Genomic DNA, 17515 nt, shown 5'->3' with positions numbered 1-17515 from the left:
GCCTGCCGCCCACCACCCCGCTCACCCGAGCACCACCCGCAACCGGGCGGCGAGCTCCTCGGCCTGCTCCTGGCTCCAGGAGATCAGCCCGTTCTCGGACATGAGCGCGTGGAACTGCTGCCGTTCGTAAGGGGTGCCCGGCGGCAGCGGGGCCACGTGCCAGTGCAGATGCGCGTTACCCTGCTGACTGCCGAGCGAGAGCACGTACGTGCGCTCCGACGGCACCACCGACTCCACGGCCAGCGCCACCTTCCTGACCACGCCCATCAGCGCGTGGTAGGCGTCCTCGTCGAGGTCGCGCACCACGTGCTCGACATGCCGCTTCGGGCTGACCAGCAGGTAGCCGGGCAGGGTGGGGTAGCGCGCCAGGAAGGCCAGGTGCCGATCGTCCTCGTAGACGATCTGCTCAAGGGCGTAGTCGGGGTGCCCGGCGGCCACGGCGCAGATGAAGCAGGGGCGGGACCTCGCCCGCGCCGTGTAGGCGTCGACGTCGAAGGGGACGTTCCGTTCGGTGTTCATCGGCTGATGGTGTCAGGCGGCGGCCTCGACGTGTTCCCTGGCGGGCAGTGGGGACGGGTGGTCGGGGGAGGGCTCTGTACGGGGGAGCAGGCGGGAGGACAGGGCGATCAGGACGCCGAGCACGACGCCGATGCCGAGTGCCGTGCGCAGCGAGGTCGCGTCCGACAGGAAGCCGATGGCCACCGGCCCGAGCAGCAGCCCCGCGTAGCCCATGGCGCCCGCCTGGGCGATCGCGGGTCCGGGCGTGCCGGTGGCGGTGCCCGCCAGCGACAGCGTCAGCGGCGAGATCGTCGCCACCCCGAGGCCCACGAAGAACATCGCGGCGACCGCCACCGACGCCACCGGCGCCATCAGCACCACCGCGAAGAACCCGGCCGTGGCCACCCCGGACACCGCCAGCATCCCGCGTACCCCGAACCTGACCCGCAGCCGGTCACCGGTGAGCCGGGCGATCAGCATGCCCAGCTCGAAGACCGGGTAGCCGAGCGCCGCCACGGCCTCGGGCGCGCCCAGTTCGTCGCGCACGTACAGGCCGTTCCAGTCGGCCACCGTGCCCTCCACCATGAAGGCGAAGAACATGATCGTGCCGAGCAGGTAGACGACCGGCGGCAGCCGCCTGCGTCCGGTCCCCGCGCTCGCCGCCGCCGGGGGCTCCGGCAGGTACGTGCGGCCGACCAGCAGCATGACCGGCAGCGAGACGAGCGCGACCAGCGCCACGTTCGCGGTGAACGACAGGCCGGCGGCGATCGCCAGGCTGCCCAGCGCGCCCGCCGAGATCGCGCCCACGCACCAGCCGGCGTGCATGCCGTTCATCAGCGGCCGCCCGTACGCCTGCTCGACGGCGGAGCCCTGGGCGTTCATGGCGACGTCCACGGTGCCGAAGGCCATGCCGAAGATCGCCACGGCCACCATGAGCAGGGGCAGGTCGGGGGCCAGCGCCAGGCCGAGCAGGCCGAGCGCCGTCAGGGGACCGCCTGCCCGCAGCAGTGTCCGGCTGCCCACGCGCGCCATGACGCGCCGCATGGACTGCATCGTCACCAGCGCTCCCAGACCCCACACCAGCAGGATCGTCCCGACCATGGCCTCGGTCAGGCCGAGTTTGTCGGTCAGGGCGGGGATGCGCACGGTCATCGTGCCCACCATCAGGCCGGCAAGGACGAAGGTGAGGACCGCCCCGTAACGGGCGCTCCTCAGCTCGCGGGTCATGAGTCCACACCTCACTGAAGTAGTTCTTTGCGGGAAATCGGGCAGGCGGGGGTGCCTTGCGGGCCCGAGCCCGGGATGGGTCGAAGAAGGGGGCGCGTCCGCAGGGGGGCGCGCCGGAGCGCGCGTCGGCGCCACGTGGTGACGGGGACGCGCGGACAGGCGGGGAAGCAGGGCCGGGCCCGGCTTCCCCGGAGGGAGGGGGTTACGCGGATTCGGGTTTGATCAGCGCTCTGAGGCGTCGGTCGAGGGCCTGGAGGTCGTCCTCCGAGTTCAGCTCCGGGTCGTGGCTGGCCACGTCCCAGAGCCCCTCGCACGCGAGCCGGACGATCTGCGCGGCCACCGGGTCGGGCTCGTTGGCCAGTTCCTCGCGATGCCAGCGCGCCATGGCCTCGCGCAGCGGCGCGAGCAGGAAGAGGTTGCCGGACGCCCCCGTGACGACCGCCCATCGTCGCAGGCGGCCCGATCGCACGGCGGCCAGGGTGGCGCTCAGGTAGCGCTCGGTATAGGTGTCACCGGGCTGGGCGGCCAGCAGCCCGTCGAAGTCTTCGATCAACCGCTCCACCATGCCCTTGATCAGGGCTTCTTTGGAGCCGTAGTGATAGAGCAGGCCGCCCTTGCTCACGCCCGCCCGGTCCGCCACGGCGGCCAGGGTGAGCGCGGTCGAGCCCTGGTCGCAGAGGAGGTCCTCTGCCGCGTCCAACAGCTCGTCCCTTCGCATGGGATGACTGTACCGTCCGGACGGTACAGTTGCAAACGAGATACCCTGAGCACGTGACGAGACCGTCGGCCTACCTTGATCATGCGGCTACCACCCCCATGCTGCCCGAAGCGATCGAGGCGATGACGGAACAACTCAAACGCGTCGGAAATGCTTCCTCGCTGCACGCCGCCGGCCGGCAGGTGCGCAGAGTGGTCGAGGAGTCACGCGAGACGATCGCCGGCGCGCTCGGGGCCCGGCCCAGCGAGGTGGTCTTCACCTCCGGCGGCACCGAGGCCGACAACCTCGCGATCAAGGGGCTCTACTGGGCCCGCCGGCTGCGGCGGCGCGTCCTGATCAGCTCGGTGGAGCACCACGCCGCGCTCGACCCCGCCCAGTGGCTGGCCGACGGCCAGGGCGCCGAGGTCGACCTGCTGCCGGTGGACGAGCACGGCCGGGTGCACCCCGAGACGCTGCGCGCCGCCATCGAGCGCGACCCCGACGACGTGGCCATGATCAGCGTCATGTGGGCCAACAACGAGGTCGGCACCGTCCAGCCGGTCCGGGTGCTGGCCGCCATCGCGCACGACCACGGCATCCCGTTCCACACCGACGCGGTCCAGGCGGTCGGGCAGTTGCCCGTGTCGTTCTCCGGCTCGGGGGCCGACGCGCTCACCCTCACCGGCCACAAGATCGGCGGCCCGATGGGGGTGGGGGCGCTGCTGCTGGCCAGAGGGCTGACACCGGTCTCCGTGCAGCACGGCGGCGGGCAGGAGCGCGACGTGCGCTCCGGCACGCTCGACGCGCCCGCCATCGCGGGATTCGCCGCCGCCGTCAGCAGCGCCGTGCGCGAACGCGAGACACTGGCCCCGCGGCTGGCGTCGCTGCGTGACGAGCTCATCCGGCGGGTCCGCGCGGCGGTGCCCGACGTGGTGCTCAACGGAGACCCCGACGACCGGCTGCCCGGCAACGCCCACTTCTCCTTCCCCGGCTGCGAGGGCGACGCGCTGCTCATGCTGCTCGACGCCAAGGGCGTGGAGTGCTCGACCGGGTCGGCCTGCTCGGCGGGGGTGGCGCAGCCGTCGCACGTGCTGCTGGCCATGGGCGCGGACGCCGCGGCGGCCCGGGGCTCGCTGCGGTTCACGCTGGGCCACACCTCCACGCCCGACGACGTGGACCGGCTGATCGAGGTGCTGCCCGCCGCCGTCGAACGCGCCCGCCGCGCCGGGCTCGGCTGAGCGCCGCCCGCGGGCCGCGTCAGGTCAGGAAGGGGGCCACCGCGGTCCAGGCCGGGTCGGCGCCCACGTCCACCCGCGGCTCGCCCTCCTCCCAGCCCACGATCAGCTCCTTGGCGTGGATGGCGGCGTCGCCCGTCGGATCGGCGTACACGTGGATGATCCGGTGGCCCTCGGCGCTCAGGTGCGCGGCCAGGACGGCGTCGTCGCGGAGCTTGAGCAGCCGGGCCGCCAGCCGCTCCTCGAAGTCGCGCAGCGCGGCCAGGGAGTCGCCGACCGGCAGGCCGTTCTCGTCGCGGTGGGCGTACGGGAGCGTGATCGCGATGTGCTGGTCGAAGAGCGGATGGTCGACCGGGCGCAGCGGGTGGCGGGCGGTGGCGACCAGCGGCGCGCCGGTGCCGGTACGGCCCTCCAGGAGCACCCACTCCTCCTCGGTGTACCCCGAGGCCACGTCGGCGACCACGGCCGGCAGGTGCGCGGCGGCCACGGAGTCGATCGGGTCGGACGTGACCGCCGTGATCTCGCCCACCCACCTGGCCACGTCGTCCTCGCCGAGCAGCCAGTCGAGGGCCAGCAGCGCGGCCTCCGTCCGGGTGTCCTCGTCGAGGTCGGCGAAGATCGGATGGTGGACCGAGACATCCACCCGGGGCTGGTTGGGCGGCACGCGCAGGCCGAGGGTCAGCTTGTCGAGCGCGAACTCGAAGCCGCCCACGTCGAGCGTGAGGTCCATCGCCAGCGGGTTGGCCTGCCGCGACGGGTGGAACTCCCACAGCAGGTCGGACGGCGGCGCGGCCCCGGCCCAGCGGTGGGCCGGCGAGCGCAGCTCGGCGTCGCCCGCCGCGGTCACCACGAGGGCGTGCGCGGCCTGCCGGCCTGGGGCCACCTCGTAGACCAGCCCGGGGTGGATCGCGGCGACCGCCGGGCGGAGCCGTTCGTCCAGCTCCTCGCCCGCGCCCGCGGCCACCAGCGAGTCGAGACCCGGCCTGTTTTCCTGCCACCATGCCCAGAAACCGGCGATGGCCTCGGCCGATCCACCGGCCACTTCGTCTGCGTCCTTGCGCCCGAACAGTCGCATGGTCGAATACTTCCAGACCGAGGGCATGGTCGCGCACTCCCGGCCGGACAGTACGCTGGAACGGTCATGGGACTGCGTGTACTTGCCGCCATGTCGGGCGGCGTCGACTCCGCCGTGGCCGCCGCTCGGATCGCCGAGGCCGGTCACGACGTCACTGGTGTCCATCTCGCGCTCTCGGCCAACCCCCAATCCCATCGCACGGGAGCCAGGGGCTGCTGCACGATCGAAGACTCGCGGGACGCGCGCCGCGCCGCCGACGTGATCGGCATCCCCTTCTACATCTGGGACATGGCCGAACGTTTCCAGCGCGACGTGGTCGAGGACTTCGTGGCCGAGTACGCCGCGGGCCGTACCCCCAACCCGTGCCTGCGCTGCAACGAGAAGATCAAGTTCGCCGCGGTGCTCGACCGGGCGCTGGCGCTGGGCTTCGACGCGGTCGCCACCGGCCATCACGCCAAGCTGGCCGGCGGGGTGCTGTCCAGGAGCGTCGACCAGGGCAAGGACCAGTCGTACGTGCTCGGCGTGCTCACCCGCGAGCAGCTCGGGCACGCGATCTTCCCGCTGGGCGACTCGACCAAGGCCGAGGTGCGCGAGGAGGCCGCCAGGCGCGGTCTCACCGTGGCCGACAAGCCCGACAGCCACGACATCTGCTTCATCGCCGACGGCGACACCCGGGGCTTCCTGGCCGGGCGGCTCGGCGCGGCCGAGGGCCCCATCGTCGATCAGAGCGGCGAGGTCGTGGGCAGCCACCAGGGGGCTCACGGGTTCACGGTGGGGCAGCGCAAGGGCCTGCGCATCGACCGTCCGGCGGCCGACGGCAGGCCGCGTTACGTGCTGTCCATCGAGCCGGTGTCCAACACGGTGACGGTCGGGCCGCGCGCGGCGCTGGAGGTCACCACGGTCACCTGCGGGGCGCCGGTGTGGAACGGGCCGTCCGCCCAGCACGACCTGACCGTGCAGCTCAGGGCGCACGGCGAGGTCTACGCGTGCCGCTTCGAGGAGCACGACGGCGGGCTCACGATCGAGCTCGACCGGCCCGCCACCGGCGTCGCGGCGGGGCAGGCCGCGGTGCTGTACTCCGGCGAGACGGTGATCGGCTCGGCGACCATCGTCTCGGCCCGCTGACTCCTCGCCGCCGGCGGGCGCGGGCGGGTCAGCTCAGCGTGGCCGACTCGCCGACCGCGAGGCGGCGGATGTCGGCGCCCTGCTTGTCGGCCTCCATGCGCAGCCAGTTGTCCACCAGCCCGAGGCCGGCCTCGCTGTAGAGGCCGTCGTGGGTGGAGTACGCCCGCGCCGGCCGGACCGTCCGCAGATACTCCACCGTCTCCGACAGCTTCAGCCACGGCGCGCCGGTCGGCACCAGCAGCGTGCCCACCTCCGCGCCGGGGACGGTGAGCGCGTCGCCCGGGTAGAACAGCTCGTCGTCGACCAGGAAACCGACGTTCTGCACGATGGGAGCGTCGGGGTGGTTCGCGGCGTGCCACTCGCCGAACGCCTTCACGCGGAACCCGGCCGTCTCGAAGTCGTCACCGTGGCCTACCACCTGGACCCGGCCCGGCACCTCGGTCAACCCGGCCGCGACGGCCTCGCAGGTCCAGATCTCCAGGCCGGGGGCGGCGGCCTTGAGCTTCGCCACGTCCACGTGGTCGAAGTGCTCGTGGGTGATGAGCACCGCGTCGGCGTCGTCGAGCACCGGATCGGCCGTGAACGCGCCCGGGTCGATCACCAGGACCTTGCCGTTCTTCTCCACGCGAACACAGGCGTGGCCGTACTTCGTGAGCTTCATTCGCCAGAGCCTACGCTTGTGCCCATGTCAACGTGGGAAGCCACCGGAGTCGGTTCGCATCCGGGTGAGGATCATCTAGAGGCGATCAGGGTCGTGTTCGGGGAGGTGCCGGGGCTGCCGTACCTGCCGGAGCTGCCCGCCAGAGGCGTGGGCGCCGACATGGTCGGCAGGACGGCGGCGCTGCTGGTCGAGCTGTCCGTCGAGGTTCAGCCCTCCGGCTGGCGGCTGACCGACCGGCCGGGGCGCGACCACCAGCGGGCCGTCGATCATCTGCGGCGCGACCTCGACGGGCTGGAGGAGATCGCCCACGACTACGCGGGGCCACTGAAACTGCAGGTCTGCGGGCCGTGGACGCTGGCCGGGGCGATCGAGCTCAAGCACGGGGACAAGATGCTCTCCGACGCCGGGGCCGTCCGCGACCTGACCGCCTCGCTGGCCCAGGGCGTGGCCGAGCACTGCGCCGAGGTGCGGCGGCGGCTGCCCGGCGTGACCGAGATCGTGCTGCAACTCGATGAGCCGGGGCTGCCCGGCGTGCTGGCGGGCACCGTGCCGACCGCGTCGGGGTTCGGGCGGCTCGCGGCCGTCGAGGAGTGGCGGGTGGAGGAGTCGTTGCGCTCGTTCGACGCCCCGGTGGTGCACTGCTGCGCGCCCGGCGTGCCGTTCGGGCTGCTGCGCCGGGCCGGGGTGCGGGGGGTGTCGGTGGACGCCGCGCTGCTGCGGCGCAGGGACGAGGACGCGCTGGGAGAGCTGTTCGAGGCCGGGACGGTGCTGTTCATGGGCGTCGTGCCGGGGAGGGGCACGCGGCCGGCCGGGCCGGGCGCGGTGGCCAGGCCGGCGGTGGAGCTGTGGCGGCGGCTGGGGTTCGAACCGGACCGGCTGGCCTCCCAGGTGGTGCTGTCGCCGGCGTGCGGGCTCGCGGGGGCCTCTCCCTCGTACGCGCGGGCCGCGCTGGCGGCCTGCCGGAAGGCGGCGCAGGTGCTCAGGGACGACCCGGGGGCGGGCTGAAGCGTGTCGGCCGGGGCCCTCGGCGGTAGCGTTTGCACAGGTCGTCGGACGGAAGGAGAGACCCCGTGAGTGAGGTTGAGGGTGTGCCGGTGGCGGCGCTCAAGCGGCATGCCGAGCTGAGCGAGCTGGTCGAGGACGCCCGCATGCGCTACTACGTGCTCGACCAGCCCACGGTGAGCGACTCCCAGTTCGACGAGTGGTTCAGGGAACTGCTCGCGCTGGAGGAGGCGCATCCCACGCTGCGCACGCCCGACTCGCCCACCCAGAAGGTGGGCGCGCCGGTGTCGGGCGAATTCGCCAAGGTGCTGCACCTCAACCGGATGGAGAGCCTCGACAACGCCTTCGACGCCGACGACATGGCCGCCTGGCAGGCGCGCGCCGAGCGGCTGGCCGAGGGCGACCCCGGGCCGTACCTGTGCGAGCTGAAGATCGACGGGCTGGCCATCGCGCTGGTCTACCGTGACGGCAGGCTGGAGCGCGGCGCGACCCGCGGCGACGGGCGCACGGGTGACGACGTGACGGCCAACGTCCGCACGATCAAGGGCGTGCCGCACCGGCTCACGGGTGACGACGTCCCGAGCCTGGTCGAGGTGCGCGGCGAGGTCTACATCCCGGTCGACGACTTCAGGAAGCTCAACGAGCAGCTCGTGGAGCAGGGCAAGGCGCCGTTCGCCAACCCGCGCAACGCCGCGGCGGGCACGCTGCGGCAGAAGGACCCGCGGGTCACCGCGCAGCGTCCGCTGCGGATGCTGGTGCACGGCATCGGCCTGTGGGAGGGCGCGCCCGAGCCGCGCGCCCAGTCCCACGTCTACGAGCGGCTGCGCGAGTTCGGGCTGCCGGTGAGCGACCTGTACCAGGTGGTGCCGGGGTCCGCCGGGATCGACGAGTTCATCGAGCACTACCGCGTGCACCGGCATGACCCGCCCTACGAGATCGACGGGGTCGTGGTGAAGATCGACGACTTCCGCACGCAGCGGGAGCTGGGCTCGACCTCGCGGGCGCCGCGCTGGGCGATGGCGTTCAAGTATCCGCCCGAGGAGGTCAACACCAAGCTGGTCGACATCCAGGTCGGGGTGGGGCGCACCGGGCGGGTCACGCCGTTCGGGGTGATGGAGCCGATCACGGTGGCGGGCTCGACCGTCGAGCGGGCCACGCTGCACAACGCCGCGGTCGTGGTCAAGAAGGGGGTGCTCATCGGCGACACCGTGGTGCTGCGCAAGGCCGGCGACGTCATCCCCGAGATCGTCGGGCCGGTGGTGGCGCTGCGCGACGGGTCGGAGCGGGAGTTCGTCATGCCGACGCACTGCCCCGAGTGCGGCACGGAGCTGGCGTACGAGAAGGAGGGCGACGCCGATCTGCGCTGCCCCAACGCGCGCGGTTGCCCGGCCCAGATCCGTGAGCGGGTCTTCTTCGCCGCCGGGCGGCGCGCGCTCGACATCGACGGGCTCGGCTACGTCGCCGCCGCCGCGCTGACCCAGCCGCTGCCGCCGCAGGAGCCGGTGGTGCGCACCGAGGCCGACCTGTTCGACCTGACGCTGGAGCAGCTCATCCCGATCAGGTCGGTGGTGCGCGACCAGGACGCCCAGGGCCTGCCCAAGATCGACCCCAAGACGGGCGAGCAGAAGGTCGTCTCGTTCTTCTCCAACGTCGGCGGCGAGCCCAGCCAGAACGCCCTGCGCCTGCTGGAGGAGCTGGAGCAGGCCAAGCAGGTTCCGCTCGCGCAGGTGCTGGTGGCCCTGTCGATCCGGCACGTCGGCCCGCCCACGGCCCGCGCCCTGGCCGGCGCGTTGCGCTCGATCGACGCCGTCATGAACGCCTCCGAGGAGGAGCTGGCCGAGGTCGAGGGCATCGGGCCCAGGGTGGCGGCCACGATCAGGGAGTGGTTCGAGGTCGACTGGCACCGGGAGATCGTCGAGCGGTGGCGGGCGGCCGGGGTCCGGATGGAGGACGAACCCGCGCCCGAGAAGGGGCCGCAGACCCTGGAGGGGCTGACGTTCGTGGTGACGGGCACGCTGGACGGCTACACGCGTGATACCGCCGCCGAGGCGCTGACCAGCAGGGGCGGGAAGGTGTCCGGCTCGGTGTCGAAGAAGACCTCGTTCCTGGTGGCGGGGGAGAACGCCGGGTCCAAGTACGACAAGGCCGTCGGCTTCGGGGTGCCGATCCTCGACGGGGCCGGGTTCGCGGTGCTGCTCGGCGAGGGGCCGGAGGCGGCGGCCGGGGTGGCGGTCAGGCCGGAGGGTTAGGCCCGCGTTTCGCAGGGGTTCGTTCGCCGGGTGCGGGCGGGCCCCTTCGTCGTTGCGTGCACGGTTTGCTACTGAGGGTGCTTTTTGGGTATATGTCGGATAGGAGAAGTGACGGAACGTACGCGCTTGGTTTCGCGAAGTGGGGTGAAGGTCGTACCCTCCCATAGTGACCTAATGGGGGTTCTGTTACCGATGACTGACCCAACCGACACCCGTGACACCGGCCCACGCGCCGGCAGCCCCCTGTGGGGTTATCTCGCGGGCATCACCGTGATCGGCTTCACCGCCCTGGTGGTGGCCATGCTGCGGCTGGACGCGGCCGGCCTGGCCGGGCTCGCCCGCACGCCGCTGTTCTGGATGCTCGCGGTGCTGGTGATCCTGGGTGAGCTCAGGCCCGTGATGGTGTCGTCCGCGACGGTCGTGGGCGGCACGTACCCGTCCACCATGTTCACATTCGCCGTGCTGCTGCACCTCGGGCTGCCCGTGGCGGTGCTGATGCAGGCGGTCGCCGTCGTCATGAACGGCGTGGTGACGCGCAGGTCGTGGCACCGGGTCATGTTCAACATCGCCCAGTCCACCCTCGCGCTCACCGCCGCGGCCGTGGTGCTCGGGACGTTCGGCATCGTGCCGAGCCCCGCCATGCCCTGGATGCCCGGCGGGGGCGACCTGGCGGCGATCGCGCTGTCCGGGATCGCGTACTTCGTCACCAGGGCCACCCTGGTCACCGGCGCGGTCGCGCTGCACGAGCGGCGCTCGATCATGCGGGTGCTCAGGGCCACCGTGGGCCCCCAGAGCCTCGTCTACACCGGCCTGCTGGGCCTGGCACCCCTGGTCGTGGTGGTCATGAGCCACTCGCCCGGCCTCGTGCCGCTGTTCGTCGCGCCGCTGGCCGCCGTCTACTTCACCGCCACCCTCTCCATGCGCCGCGACCACCAGGCCATGCACGACGAGCTGACCGCCCTGCCCAACCGCAAGCTGCTCATCGTCAGCACCGAGGAGGCGCTGGCCGAGGCGCGCCAGGACGAGCGCGTCGGGCTGTTCCTGCTCGACCTCGACCGGTTCAAGGAGGTCAACGACACGCTCGGGCACCCGGTGGGCGACCGGCTGCTGCAGCTCATCGCGCACCGGCTCACCCACTCCGTACGGCCCGGCGACGTCGTGGCCAGGCTCGGCGGCGACGAGTTCGCGGTGCTGCTGCCCTCCATCAGGGACGCGCACGCGGCCAGGGAGGTCGCCGCCCGGCTGCGGGCGGCGCTCACCGAGCCCGTGCGCCTGGAGGGCATGACCTTCGACCTCGACGCCTCCGTCGGCATCGCGCTCTACCCCGACCACGCCCCCGACTTCGAACTGCTCCTGCAGCGGGCCGACGTGGCCATGTACCTGGCCAAGGAGGGCCGTACGGGCGTCGAGCTCTACCAGGCCGACAAGGACCGCAACTCGCCCGAGCGCCTGTCCCTGCTCGGTGACCTGCGCCGCGCCATCGACAACCGCGAGCTGCGCCTGCACTACCAGCCCAAGGTCGGGCTGGCCGGCGGCGACGTGCAGGGCGTCGAGGCGCTGCTGCGCTGGCGGCATCCGGCGCACGGGATGATCGCGCCGTCGGAGTTCGTGCCGCTGGCCGAGCAGTCGTACCTGATGCGGCAACTCACCGCGTACGTGATCGAGGAGGCGCTGGAGCAGGCCGCCGCCTGGTGGCACTCGGGGCTGCGGGTGCAGATCTCGGTCAACATCTCGGCCCGCGACCTGCTCGCCTCCGCCCTGCCCGAGCAGCTCGAAGTGGGCCTGGCCCGGTACGGCCTGCCGCCCGCGGCCATCCAGCTCGAGGTCACCGAGCGCATCCTGACCGGCGACCAGGCGTACACGCAGGAGACCATCAAGGCCCTGGCCACGCTCGGCGTGCCGCTCGCGCTCGACGACTTCGGCACCGGCTACTCCTCGCTGATCCGGCTCCAGCGGCTGGCGGTGTCCGAGGTCAAGATCGACGCCTCCTTCGTCCGCCGGATCGCCGAGTCCGAGGACGACTACCGCATCGTCCGCTCCATCGTGGACCTCGTCCGCTCGCTCGGGCTGCGGTCGGTCGCGGAGGGCGTGGAGTCGGACGACGTCGCGATGCGGCTGGCGGAGATGGGCTGCGACGTCGGGCAGGGCTGGCTGTTCTGCCACCCGATGCCCGCCGCGCAGGCCGCCGCGTGGCTGCGCGATCGCGCCGGGGGCGCGGCCGAGTACGGGTACCAGCCTGAGGTCAGCAGCCCGGCCTGACAGGTGCGGATGTTGCCGGTGGGTTAATGGTTCGGGGCTGCGACGTCAAGCCCCCTAGGATGGCACTGTCCAAAGACTCCATCCACGAAACGGGTTCAACGACTCATGTCCGCCATAACCCGCGACGAGGTCGCACACCTGGCCCGGTTGTCCAGGCTGGCGCTGACCGACGACGAACTCGATCACTACGCCACCCAGCTCGATGCCATCATCGAGTCGGTCGCGAAGGTGGCCGAGGTCGCCGCCGAGGACGTGCCGCCTTCGTCGCACGCGCTTCCGCTGACCAATGTCTTCCGTGCCGACGAGGTGCGACAGTCCCTGACGCCCGACCAGGCGCTCGCCGGCGCCCCCGCCGTCGAGGACGACCGCTTCCGGGTGCCGCGCATCCTCGGGGAGGAGGCATGAGCTTGATCCGCAAGACCGCCGCCGAACTCGGCGCGTCGATCGCCGCCGGCGAGGTGTCGGCCGTGGAGGTGGCGCAGGCGCATCTCGACCGCATGGCCGAGGTCGAGCCCAAGGTGAAGGCGTTCCTGCACGTCGACCAGGAGACCACGCTCGAGCAGGCGCGGGCCGTCGACGCCAGGCTCAGGGCCGGTGAGCGGCTCGGGCCGCTGGCCGGGGTGCCGATCGCGCACAAGGACATCTTCGCCACGCGCGACATGCCCACCACGGCCGCCTCCAAGATCCTCGAAGGCTGGCGGCCCCCTTACGACGCGACGGTCACCGCCCGCCTGCGCGAGGCCGGGCTGGTCATCCTGGGCAAGACCAACCTCGACGAGTTCGCCATGGGCTCCTCCACGGAGAACTCCGCCTTCCACGCCACCCACAACCCGTGGGACCTGACGAGGATCCCCGGCGGGTCGTCGGGCGGCTCCAGCGCGGCCGTGGCCGCGTACGAGGCGCCGCTGTCCACCGGCACCGACACCGGCGGCTCGATCCGGCAGCCCGCCTCGGTGACCGGCATCGTGGGGATGAAGCCCACCTACGGCGGCTCCTCCCGCTACGGCCTGATCGCGTTCGCGAGCTCGCTCGACACGCCGGGCCCGTTCGCGCGCAACGTGCTCGACGCGGCGCTGCTGCACGAGGCGTTCTCCGGCTACGACCCGATGGACTCCACCTCGATCGACGCCCCCGTGCCGTCCGTGGTCGAGGCCGCGCGCAACCCCGACGTCGCCGGCCTGCGGATCGGCGTCGTCAAGGAGTTCGCCGGCGACGGCTACCAGCCGGGCGTGCTGGCCCGCTACCACGAGGCCGTGCAACTCCTGGAGTCGCTCGGGGCCAAGGTCGTCGAGATCTCCTGCCCGTCGTTCACGACGGCGCTGCCCGCCTACTACCTGATCGCGCCCTCGGAGTGCTCGTCCAACCTGGCCCGCTTCGACGCCATGCGGTACGGCCTGCGCGTGGGCGACGACGGCACCCGCAGCGCCGAGGAGGTCATGGCGCTGACCCGGGCCGCCGGCTTCGGCCCCGAGGTCAAGCGGCGCATCATGCTGGGCACGTACGCGCTGTCGAGCGGCTACTACGACGCCTACTACGGCCAGGCCCAGAAGGTGCGCACGGTCATCTCCAGGGAGTTCGAGGCCGCCTTCCAGCAGGTGGACGTGCTCGTCTCGCCGACCACGCCGACCACGGCGTTCCCGATCGGCGAGCGGGCCGACGACCCGATGGCGATGTACCTCGCCGACCTGTGCACGATCCCGTCCAACCTGTCGGGCAACGCGGCCATGTCGGTCCCGTGCGGCCTGGCCGACGAGGACGGCCTGCCGGTGGGCCTGCAGATCATGGCGCCGGTGCTGGCCGACGACCGCTGCTACCGCGTCGGCGCCGCCGTGGAGCAGGCGCTGGAGGCCCGCTGGGGCGCCGGCCTGCTGTCCAAGGCGCCGGAACTGTAGGGCTGCAGGAGGGACGGCGGCATGCTCACGCACATCGAGATCGACGGCTTCAAGTCGTTCGCGAACTTCAAGCTGGACGTGCCGCCGTTCCTCGTGGTGATCGGTCCGAACGCCAGCGGGAAGTCCAACCTTTTCGATGGCGTTCAGCTACTTCGCCGGCTCGTGGACACCCCCAGCCTTTATGACGCGTTCGCCGAGGCGCGGGGTGACCTCGGCGAGTTGTTCAGGCGGCGTGGCGACGGCAGCTTCGTGGGTGGCATGACCTTCGCGATCGAAGTCCTTCTCGACCCGAAGGTGGTCGATCAGTTCGGCGCGGAGTTCGAGGTGTCGCACACCCGCATCCGCTACGAGCTCGAGATCGTCCAGCGCCGGAGCGACGACGGCTTCGTACGGCCTTACGTGGCGCGGGAGGAAGCACGTCCCATCCGTTCGGCCGATGACGCCTGGGTGCGTGATCAGCAGGCCGGAAAGGACTTCCGAGCCTCGTTCCTGCGCTACAAACGGCAGTCCCCTCTCCTGGAGACGACCGTGGACGACGCCGGCCGTCGAGTCTTCCGGATCGCGCAGGAGGGGAGACAGGGGCGCAAGCGAGAGCTCGCGGCGCACGCCGCGGAGGCCACCGTCCTTTCGAGCATCACGTCGGCGGGCGAGTTCCCGCTGCTGTACGCGCTCAGGAAGGAGATCGCGTCCTGGCGTTTCCTGCAGCTCGACCCGGCCTCACTGCGAATGCCGAGTTCCCGTCACCAAAGAGGGGAGCAGCTTGACCCGAGCGGCGCGAATCTCGCCAAGGTCCTGCGCCGGATCGAGCAGACGACCGCGGACGAGTTCGGCTCCTCGCTGAACGAGATCGCCGCCGACATGGCGCGTGTCGTCCGCGGGTTCGCCGGCATCGAGGTGGAGGAGAACCTCGCCAAGGAGCAGTGGGAGATCTACCTCCGAACGCGGGACGAGGGAAGGGTGAGTGCCCGCGTCGCGTCCGACGGCACGTTGCGCGTGCTGGCCCTCCTGGCGGCGCTCTACGACCCGGCCCACCGGGGGCTGATCTGTTTCGAAGAGCCGGAGAACGGGATCTACCCGCAGCGCCTGCGCGAACTCGTACGGCACCTCCGCAAGCTCGTCACCGATCCGGCTCGGGTCGTCGAAGAGGAGGAGCCTCTCGCGCAGCTCATCATGAGCAGCCACTCGCCCCTGATGCTCGTGGCGTTGGATTCCAAGGACCTCCTGGTCATGGACTGGATCACCGTGCCGGACAGCGGTGCGTCCGGTGTCGGCAGCCGTGTCTCACGCGCCCGGCGTCTGGTGCCGAGCACGCCGCACGGAACGCCCCCGCTGGACGAGGTCGGGCTGGTCGTCTCGGGGCCCGAGCGGCGGGCCTTCTCCGCCATCTCGAAGGAAGAGGCCCGGCAGTTGCTGGAGGAGGCCTCGTGATCGAGGTCAACGCCTTTCTGACCGCCGAGGGGAACTCCGACTACGATTTCCTGCCGGTGTTGCTGGAGAGGGCGCTGAACCGCATGTGCCTTCCGTACGACCTCGGCGTGGCTCAGGTTCAGGTCCTGCGGGTATCCGTGCGGGACCAGGAGTCGCGCCATGAGGCGGTGTGCCGGGCGGCACGGTCGGCGGTGGCCGGGATGACCTTGCTCTTCTACCACTATGACGGTTCGGCGGCTCCGGACCGCGACGAGCGGAAATACTGGGCTCCGTTACGACAGGCGTGGAACGAGCACAGGTTGCGACGGCCGTTGGTGAGAGTGGTCCCGATCCGCGAGATGGAGAGCTGGGCGCTGAGTGACCGGGATGTGCTGCGCGAGGTCACCGGGTCGGCGTGGGGTGCCAGGGACGTCTTCGAAGGCGATCGGCTCCCACGCGTGGAGTGTCTCTCCGATCCGAAGCGGACACTGAAGGACATCGTCGCGAGTGGCAGGCGTCGTCGCCGAGCGGGCCGGGAAGCGGGCGACTACCTCACGCTCATCGCCGAGTCGATGAGCCTGGATTACCTGGAAAGCGTGCCCTCGTATCGTCTCTGGCTGGCCGAGACGCGCGAGGCTTTGAAAGAACTGAGGTTGATCCGTGATTGACACAGCAGGGACCATGCCGTACGACGAAGCGCTCGAGCGGTTCGAGCCGGTGCTCGGTCTCGAGACGCATGTCGAGCTGGGCACCAGGTCGAAGATGTTCTGCGGGTGCAAGACGGCCTTCGGGGCCCCGCCCAACACGCAGGTCTGCCCGACCTGCCTGGCGCTGCCGGGGTCGCTGCCGGTGGCCAACGCCCAGGCCATCGAGTCGACGATCCGCATCGGCCTGGCGCTGAACTGCTCGATCGCCGAGTGGTGCCGCTTCGCCCGGAAGAACTACTTCTATCCGGACATGCCGAAGAACTACCAGATCTCCCAGTACGACGAGCCGCTCTGCTTCGACGGGTACCTCGACGTCGAGATCGAGGGCCAGACCGTGCGGATCGGCATCGAGCGGGTGCACCTGGAAGAAGACACCGGCAAGTCCACCCACGTGGGCGGCGCGACCGGGCGCATCCAGGGGGCCGACTACTCGATCGTCGACTACAACCGCGCCGGCATCCCGCTGGTCGAGATCGTGACCAAGCCCATCCCCGGCACCGACCGGCTCGCGCCCGAGGTGGCCAAGGCGTACGTCACCGAGCTGCGCGAGATCATGCGCTCGCTGGGCGTCTCCGACGTGCGCATGGAGGAGGGCTCGCTGCGCTGCGACGTCAACGTCTCGCTCATGCCGCGGGGCGCCTCCGAGTGGGGCACCCGCACGGAGACCAAGAACGTCAACTCGCTGCGCAGCGTCGAGCGGGCCGTGCGGAGCGAGATCGAGCGGCAGGCGGCCGTCCTCACCGGGGGCGGGAAGATCATCCAGGAGACCCGCCACTTCCACGAGGACACCGGCGGCACCACGTCCGGCCGTTCCAAGGAGGAGGCGCAGGACTACCGCTACTTCCCCGAGCCCGACCTGGTGCCGATCGCGCCCGACATGGCGTGGGTGGCCGAGCTGAAGGCGGCCCTGCCCGAGATGCCGTCGGTCCGGCGCCAGCGGCTGCAGGCCGAGTGGGGGTTGTCCGACCTCGACATGCAGGCCATGTACAACGCCGACGCGCTCGACCTGGTCGAGGCCACCGTCGCGGCCGGCGCGCCGGCGGCCGACGCGCGCAAGTGGTGGATGGGCGAGCTGGCCCGCAAGTCCAACGAGAGCGGCACGCCGCTGGCCGACCTGCCCATCACGCCCGCGCAGATCGCCCGGGTGACCGAACTGGTGGCCTCGGGCGCGCTCAACGACAAGCTGGCGCGCGAGGTGCTCGAAGGCGTGCTCGCCGGCGAGGGCACGCCCGACGAGGTGGTCGAGCGGCGCGGGCTGCGCATCGTCAACGACGAGGGCGAGCTGTCGGCGATCATCGACCAGGTGCTCGCCGACAACGCCGACGCGGCCGAGAAGGTGCGGTCCGGGAAGATCGCCGCGGCGGGCGCGCTCGTCGGCGGCGTGATGCGGGCCAGCAAGGGGAAGGCCGACGCGGGCCGGGCCCGGCAGCTCATCCTGGACAAGCTCGGCGTCAGCGAGTGACCCCGGCGGGCCCCGCCGA

15 protein-coding genes are annotated in these 17515 nt (G+C 71.5%); 10 read left to right on the top strand and 5 right to left on the bottom strand.

Annotated features, from left to right (window positions below):
• Window positions 1-21: 21 nt before the first annotated feature.
• The 3 genes from FAF44_RS12575 to FAF44_RS12565 all read right to left on the bottom strand — a co-directional run bounded on the left by FAF44_RS12575 (window position 22) and on the right by FAF44_RS12565 (window position 2443).
• Window positions 22-519, bottom strand: a complete 498-nt coding sequence (locus FAF44_RS12575) for an HIT family protein (protein WP_237103276.1) — start codon at window positions 517-519, stop codon at window positions 22-24.
• 12 nt (window positions 520-531) lie between these two features.
• Window positions 532-1725 carry an MFS transporter gene (locus FAF44_RS12570; RefSeq protein WP_237103275.1) on the bottom strand — a complete coding sequence of 398 codons (1194 nt, stop codon included), beginning with the start codon at window positions 1723-1725 and terminating at the stop codon, window positions 532-534.
• A 202-nt stretch (window positions 1726-1927) separates the two neighbouring features.
• A complete protein-coding gene (locus tag FAF44_RS12565) occupies window positions 1928-2443 on the bottom strand; it encodes a TetR/AcrR family transcriptional regulator (protein ID WP_237103274.1) in 516 nt (171 codons plus the stop codon).
• Between the two features lie 53 nt (window positions 2444-2496).
• Here FAF44_RS12565 and FAF44_RS12560 point away from each other — a divergent pair, with 53 nt between their 5' ends.
• The gene (locus tag FAF44_RS12560) at window positions 2497-3660 is read left to right on the top strand and encodes a cysteine desulfurase family protein (RefSeq protein ID WP_308193315.1); all 1164 of its coding nucleotides are present in this window, start codon (window positions 2497-2499) and stop codon (window positions 3658-3660) included.
• Between the two features lie 19 nt (window positions 3661-3679).
• On the opposite strand, the gene FAF44_RS12555 is transcribed toward FAF44_RS12560, so the two are convergent.
• Entirely contained in the window at window positions 3680-4732 is a 1053-nt protein-coding gene (locus FAF44_RS12555; RefSeq protein ID WP_237103273.1) for a DUF695 domain-containing protein, read from the bottom strand.
• Window positions 4733-4798: 66 nt separating this feature from the next.
• Here FAF44_RS12555 and mnmA point away from each other — a divergent pair, with 66 nt between their 5' ends.
• Window positions 4799-5857 (top strand): tRNA 2-thiouridine(34) synthase MnmA, encoded by a 1059-nt coding sequence (gene mnmA, locus FAF44_RS12550; RefSeq protein WP_237103272.1) that lies wholly within the window; start codon window positions 4799-4801, stop codon window positions 5855-5857.
• 28 nt (window positions 5858-5885) lie between these two features.
• Here the strand turns inward: mnmA and FAF44_RS12545 are convergent, their stop codons facing one another.
• Window positions 5886-6518, bottom strand: a complete 633-nt coding sequence (locus tag FAF44_RS12545) for an MBL fold metallo-hydrolase (RefSeq protein ID WP_237103271.1) — start codon at window positions 6516-6518, stop codon at window positions 5886-5888.
• A 24-nt stretch (window positions 6519-6542) separates the two neighbouring features.
• Between FAF44_RS12545 and FAF44_RS12540 the strand changes: the two genes are divergently transcribed.
• From FAF44_RS12540 to gatB, 8 genes are all read left to right on the top strand, one after another.
• Window positions 6543-7523, top strand: coding sequence for a methionine synthase (locus FAF44_RS12540; RefSeq protein WP_237103270.1), 981 nt, complete (start codon window positions 6543-6545; stop codon window positions 7521-7523).
• Window positions 7524-7588: 65 nt separating this feature from the next.
• Entirely contained in the window at window positions 7589-9769 is a 2181-nt protein-coding gene (gene ligA / locus FAF44_RS12535; protein WP_237103269.1) for an NAD-dependent DNA ligase LigA, read from the top strand.
• Between the two features lie 192 nt (window positions 9770-9961).
• Entirely contained in the window at window positions 9962-12028 is a 2067-nt protein-coding gene (locus tag FAF44_RS12530; protein ID WP_237103268.1) for a bifunctional diguanylate cyclase/phosphodiesterase, read from the top strand.
• 105 nt (window positions 12029-12133) lie between these two features.
• A complete protein-coding gene (gene gatC / locus FAF44_RS12525; RefSeq protein WP_043618492.1) occupies window positions 12134-12433 on the top strand; it encodes an Asp-tRNA(Asn)/Glu-tRNA(Gln) amidotransferase subunit GatC in 300 nt (99 codons plus the stop codon).
• On the top strand, window positions 12430-13920 hold the full coding sequence (gatA, locus tag FAF44_RS12520; RefSeq protein WP_237103267.1) for an Asp-tRNA(Asn)/Glu-tRNA(Gln) amidotransferase subunit GatA: 1491 nt from the start codon (window positions 12430-12432) through the stop codon (window positions 13918-13920). Before gatC ends, gatA begins: the two co-directional genes overlap by 4 nt.
• 21 nt (window positions 13921-13941) lie before the next feature.
• On the top strand, window positions 13942-15348 hold the full coding sequence (locus FAF44_RS12515; protein ID WP_237103266.1) for an AAA family ATPase: 1407 nt from the start codon (window positions 13942-13944) through the stop codon (window positions 15346-15348).
• Window positions 15345-15995 (top strand): DUF4276 family protein, encoded by a 651-nt coding sequence (locus FAF44_RS12510; RefSeq protein ID WP_237103265.1) that lies wholly within the window; start codon window positions 15345-15347, stop codon window positions 15993-15995. The genes FAF44_RS12515 and FAF44_RS12510 overlap by 4 nt, the downstream gene beginning before the upstream one ends.
• Before the next feature lie 13 nt (window positions 15996-16008).
• Window positions 16009-17496: an Asp-tRNA(Asn)/Glu-tRNA(Gln) amidotransferase subunit GatB gene (gatB, locus tag FAF44_RS12505; RefSeq protein WP_237103337.1), complete on the top strand. Its 1488-nt coding sequence runs from the start codon at window positions 16009-16011 to the stop codon at window positions 17494-17496.
• Window positions 17497-17515: the final 19 nt, after the last annotated feature.

Source organism: Nonomuraea sp. MG754425, assembly GCF_021699195.1.
Lineage (GTDB): Bacteria > Actinomycetota > Actinomycetes > Streptosporangiales > Streptosporangiaceae > Nonomuraea.
This window is presented reverse-complemented; position numbering and strand designations above follow the sequence as displayed.

What these genes read in the sequence shown, in the direction of transcription:
- FAF44_RS12565 (WP_237103274.1), bottom strand. Translation starts at nt 2,443, where the DNA reads ATGCGAAGGGACGAGCTGTTGGACGCGGCAGAGGACCTCCTCTGCGAC.
- gatA (WP_237103267.1), top strand. Translation starts at nt 12,430, where the DNA reads ATGAGCTTGATCCGCAAGACCGCCGCCGAACTCGGCGCGTCGATCGCC.
- FAF44_RS12515 (WP_237103266.1), top strand. Translation starts at nt 13,942, where the DNA reads ATGCTCACGCACATCGAGATCGACGGCTTCAAGTCGTTCGCGAACTTC.
- FAF44_RS12530 (WP_237103268.1), top strand. Translation starts at nt 9,962, where the DNA reads ATGACTGACCCAACCGACACCCGTGACACCGGCCCACGCGCCGGCAGC.
- gatC (WP_043618492.1), top strand. Translation starts at nt 12,134, where the DNA reads ATGTCCGCCATAACCCGCGACGAGGTCGCACACCTGGCCCGGTTGTCC.
- FAF44_RS12555 (WP_237103273.1), bottom strand. Translation starts at nt 4,732, where the DNA reads ATGCGACTGTTCGGGCGCAAGGACGCAGACGAAGTGGCCGGTGGATCG.
- mnmA (WP_237103272.1), top strand. Translation starts at nt 4,799, where the DNA reads ATGGGACTGCGTGTACTTGCCGCCATGTCGGGCGGCGTCGACTCCGCC.
- FAF44_RS12545 (WP_237103271.1), bottom strand. Translation starts at nt 6,518, where the DNA reads ATGAAGCTCACGAAGTACGGCCACGCCTGTGTTCGCGTGGAGAAGAAC.
- FAF44_RS12575 (WP_237103276.1), bottom strand. Translation starts at nt 519, where the DNA reads ATGAACACCGAACGGAACGTCCCCTTCGACGTCGACGCCTACACGGCG.
- FAF44_RS12540 (WP_237103270.1), top strand. Translation starts at nt 6,543, where the DNA reads ATGTCAACGTGGGAAGCCACCGGAGTCGGTTCGCATCCGGGTGAGGAT.
- FAF44_RS12570 (WP_237103275.1), bottom strand. Translation starts at nt 1,725, where the DNA reads ATGACCCGCGAGCTGAGGAGCGCCCGTTACGGGGCGGTCCTCACCTTC.
- gatB (WP_237103337.1), top strand. Translation starts at nt 16,009, where the DNA reads ATGCCGTACGACGAAGCGCTCGAGCGGTTCGAGCCGGTGCTCGGTCTC.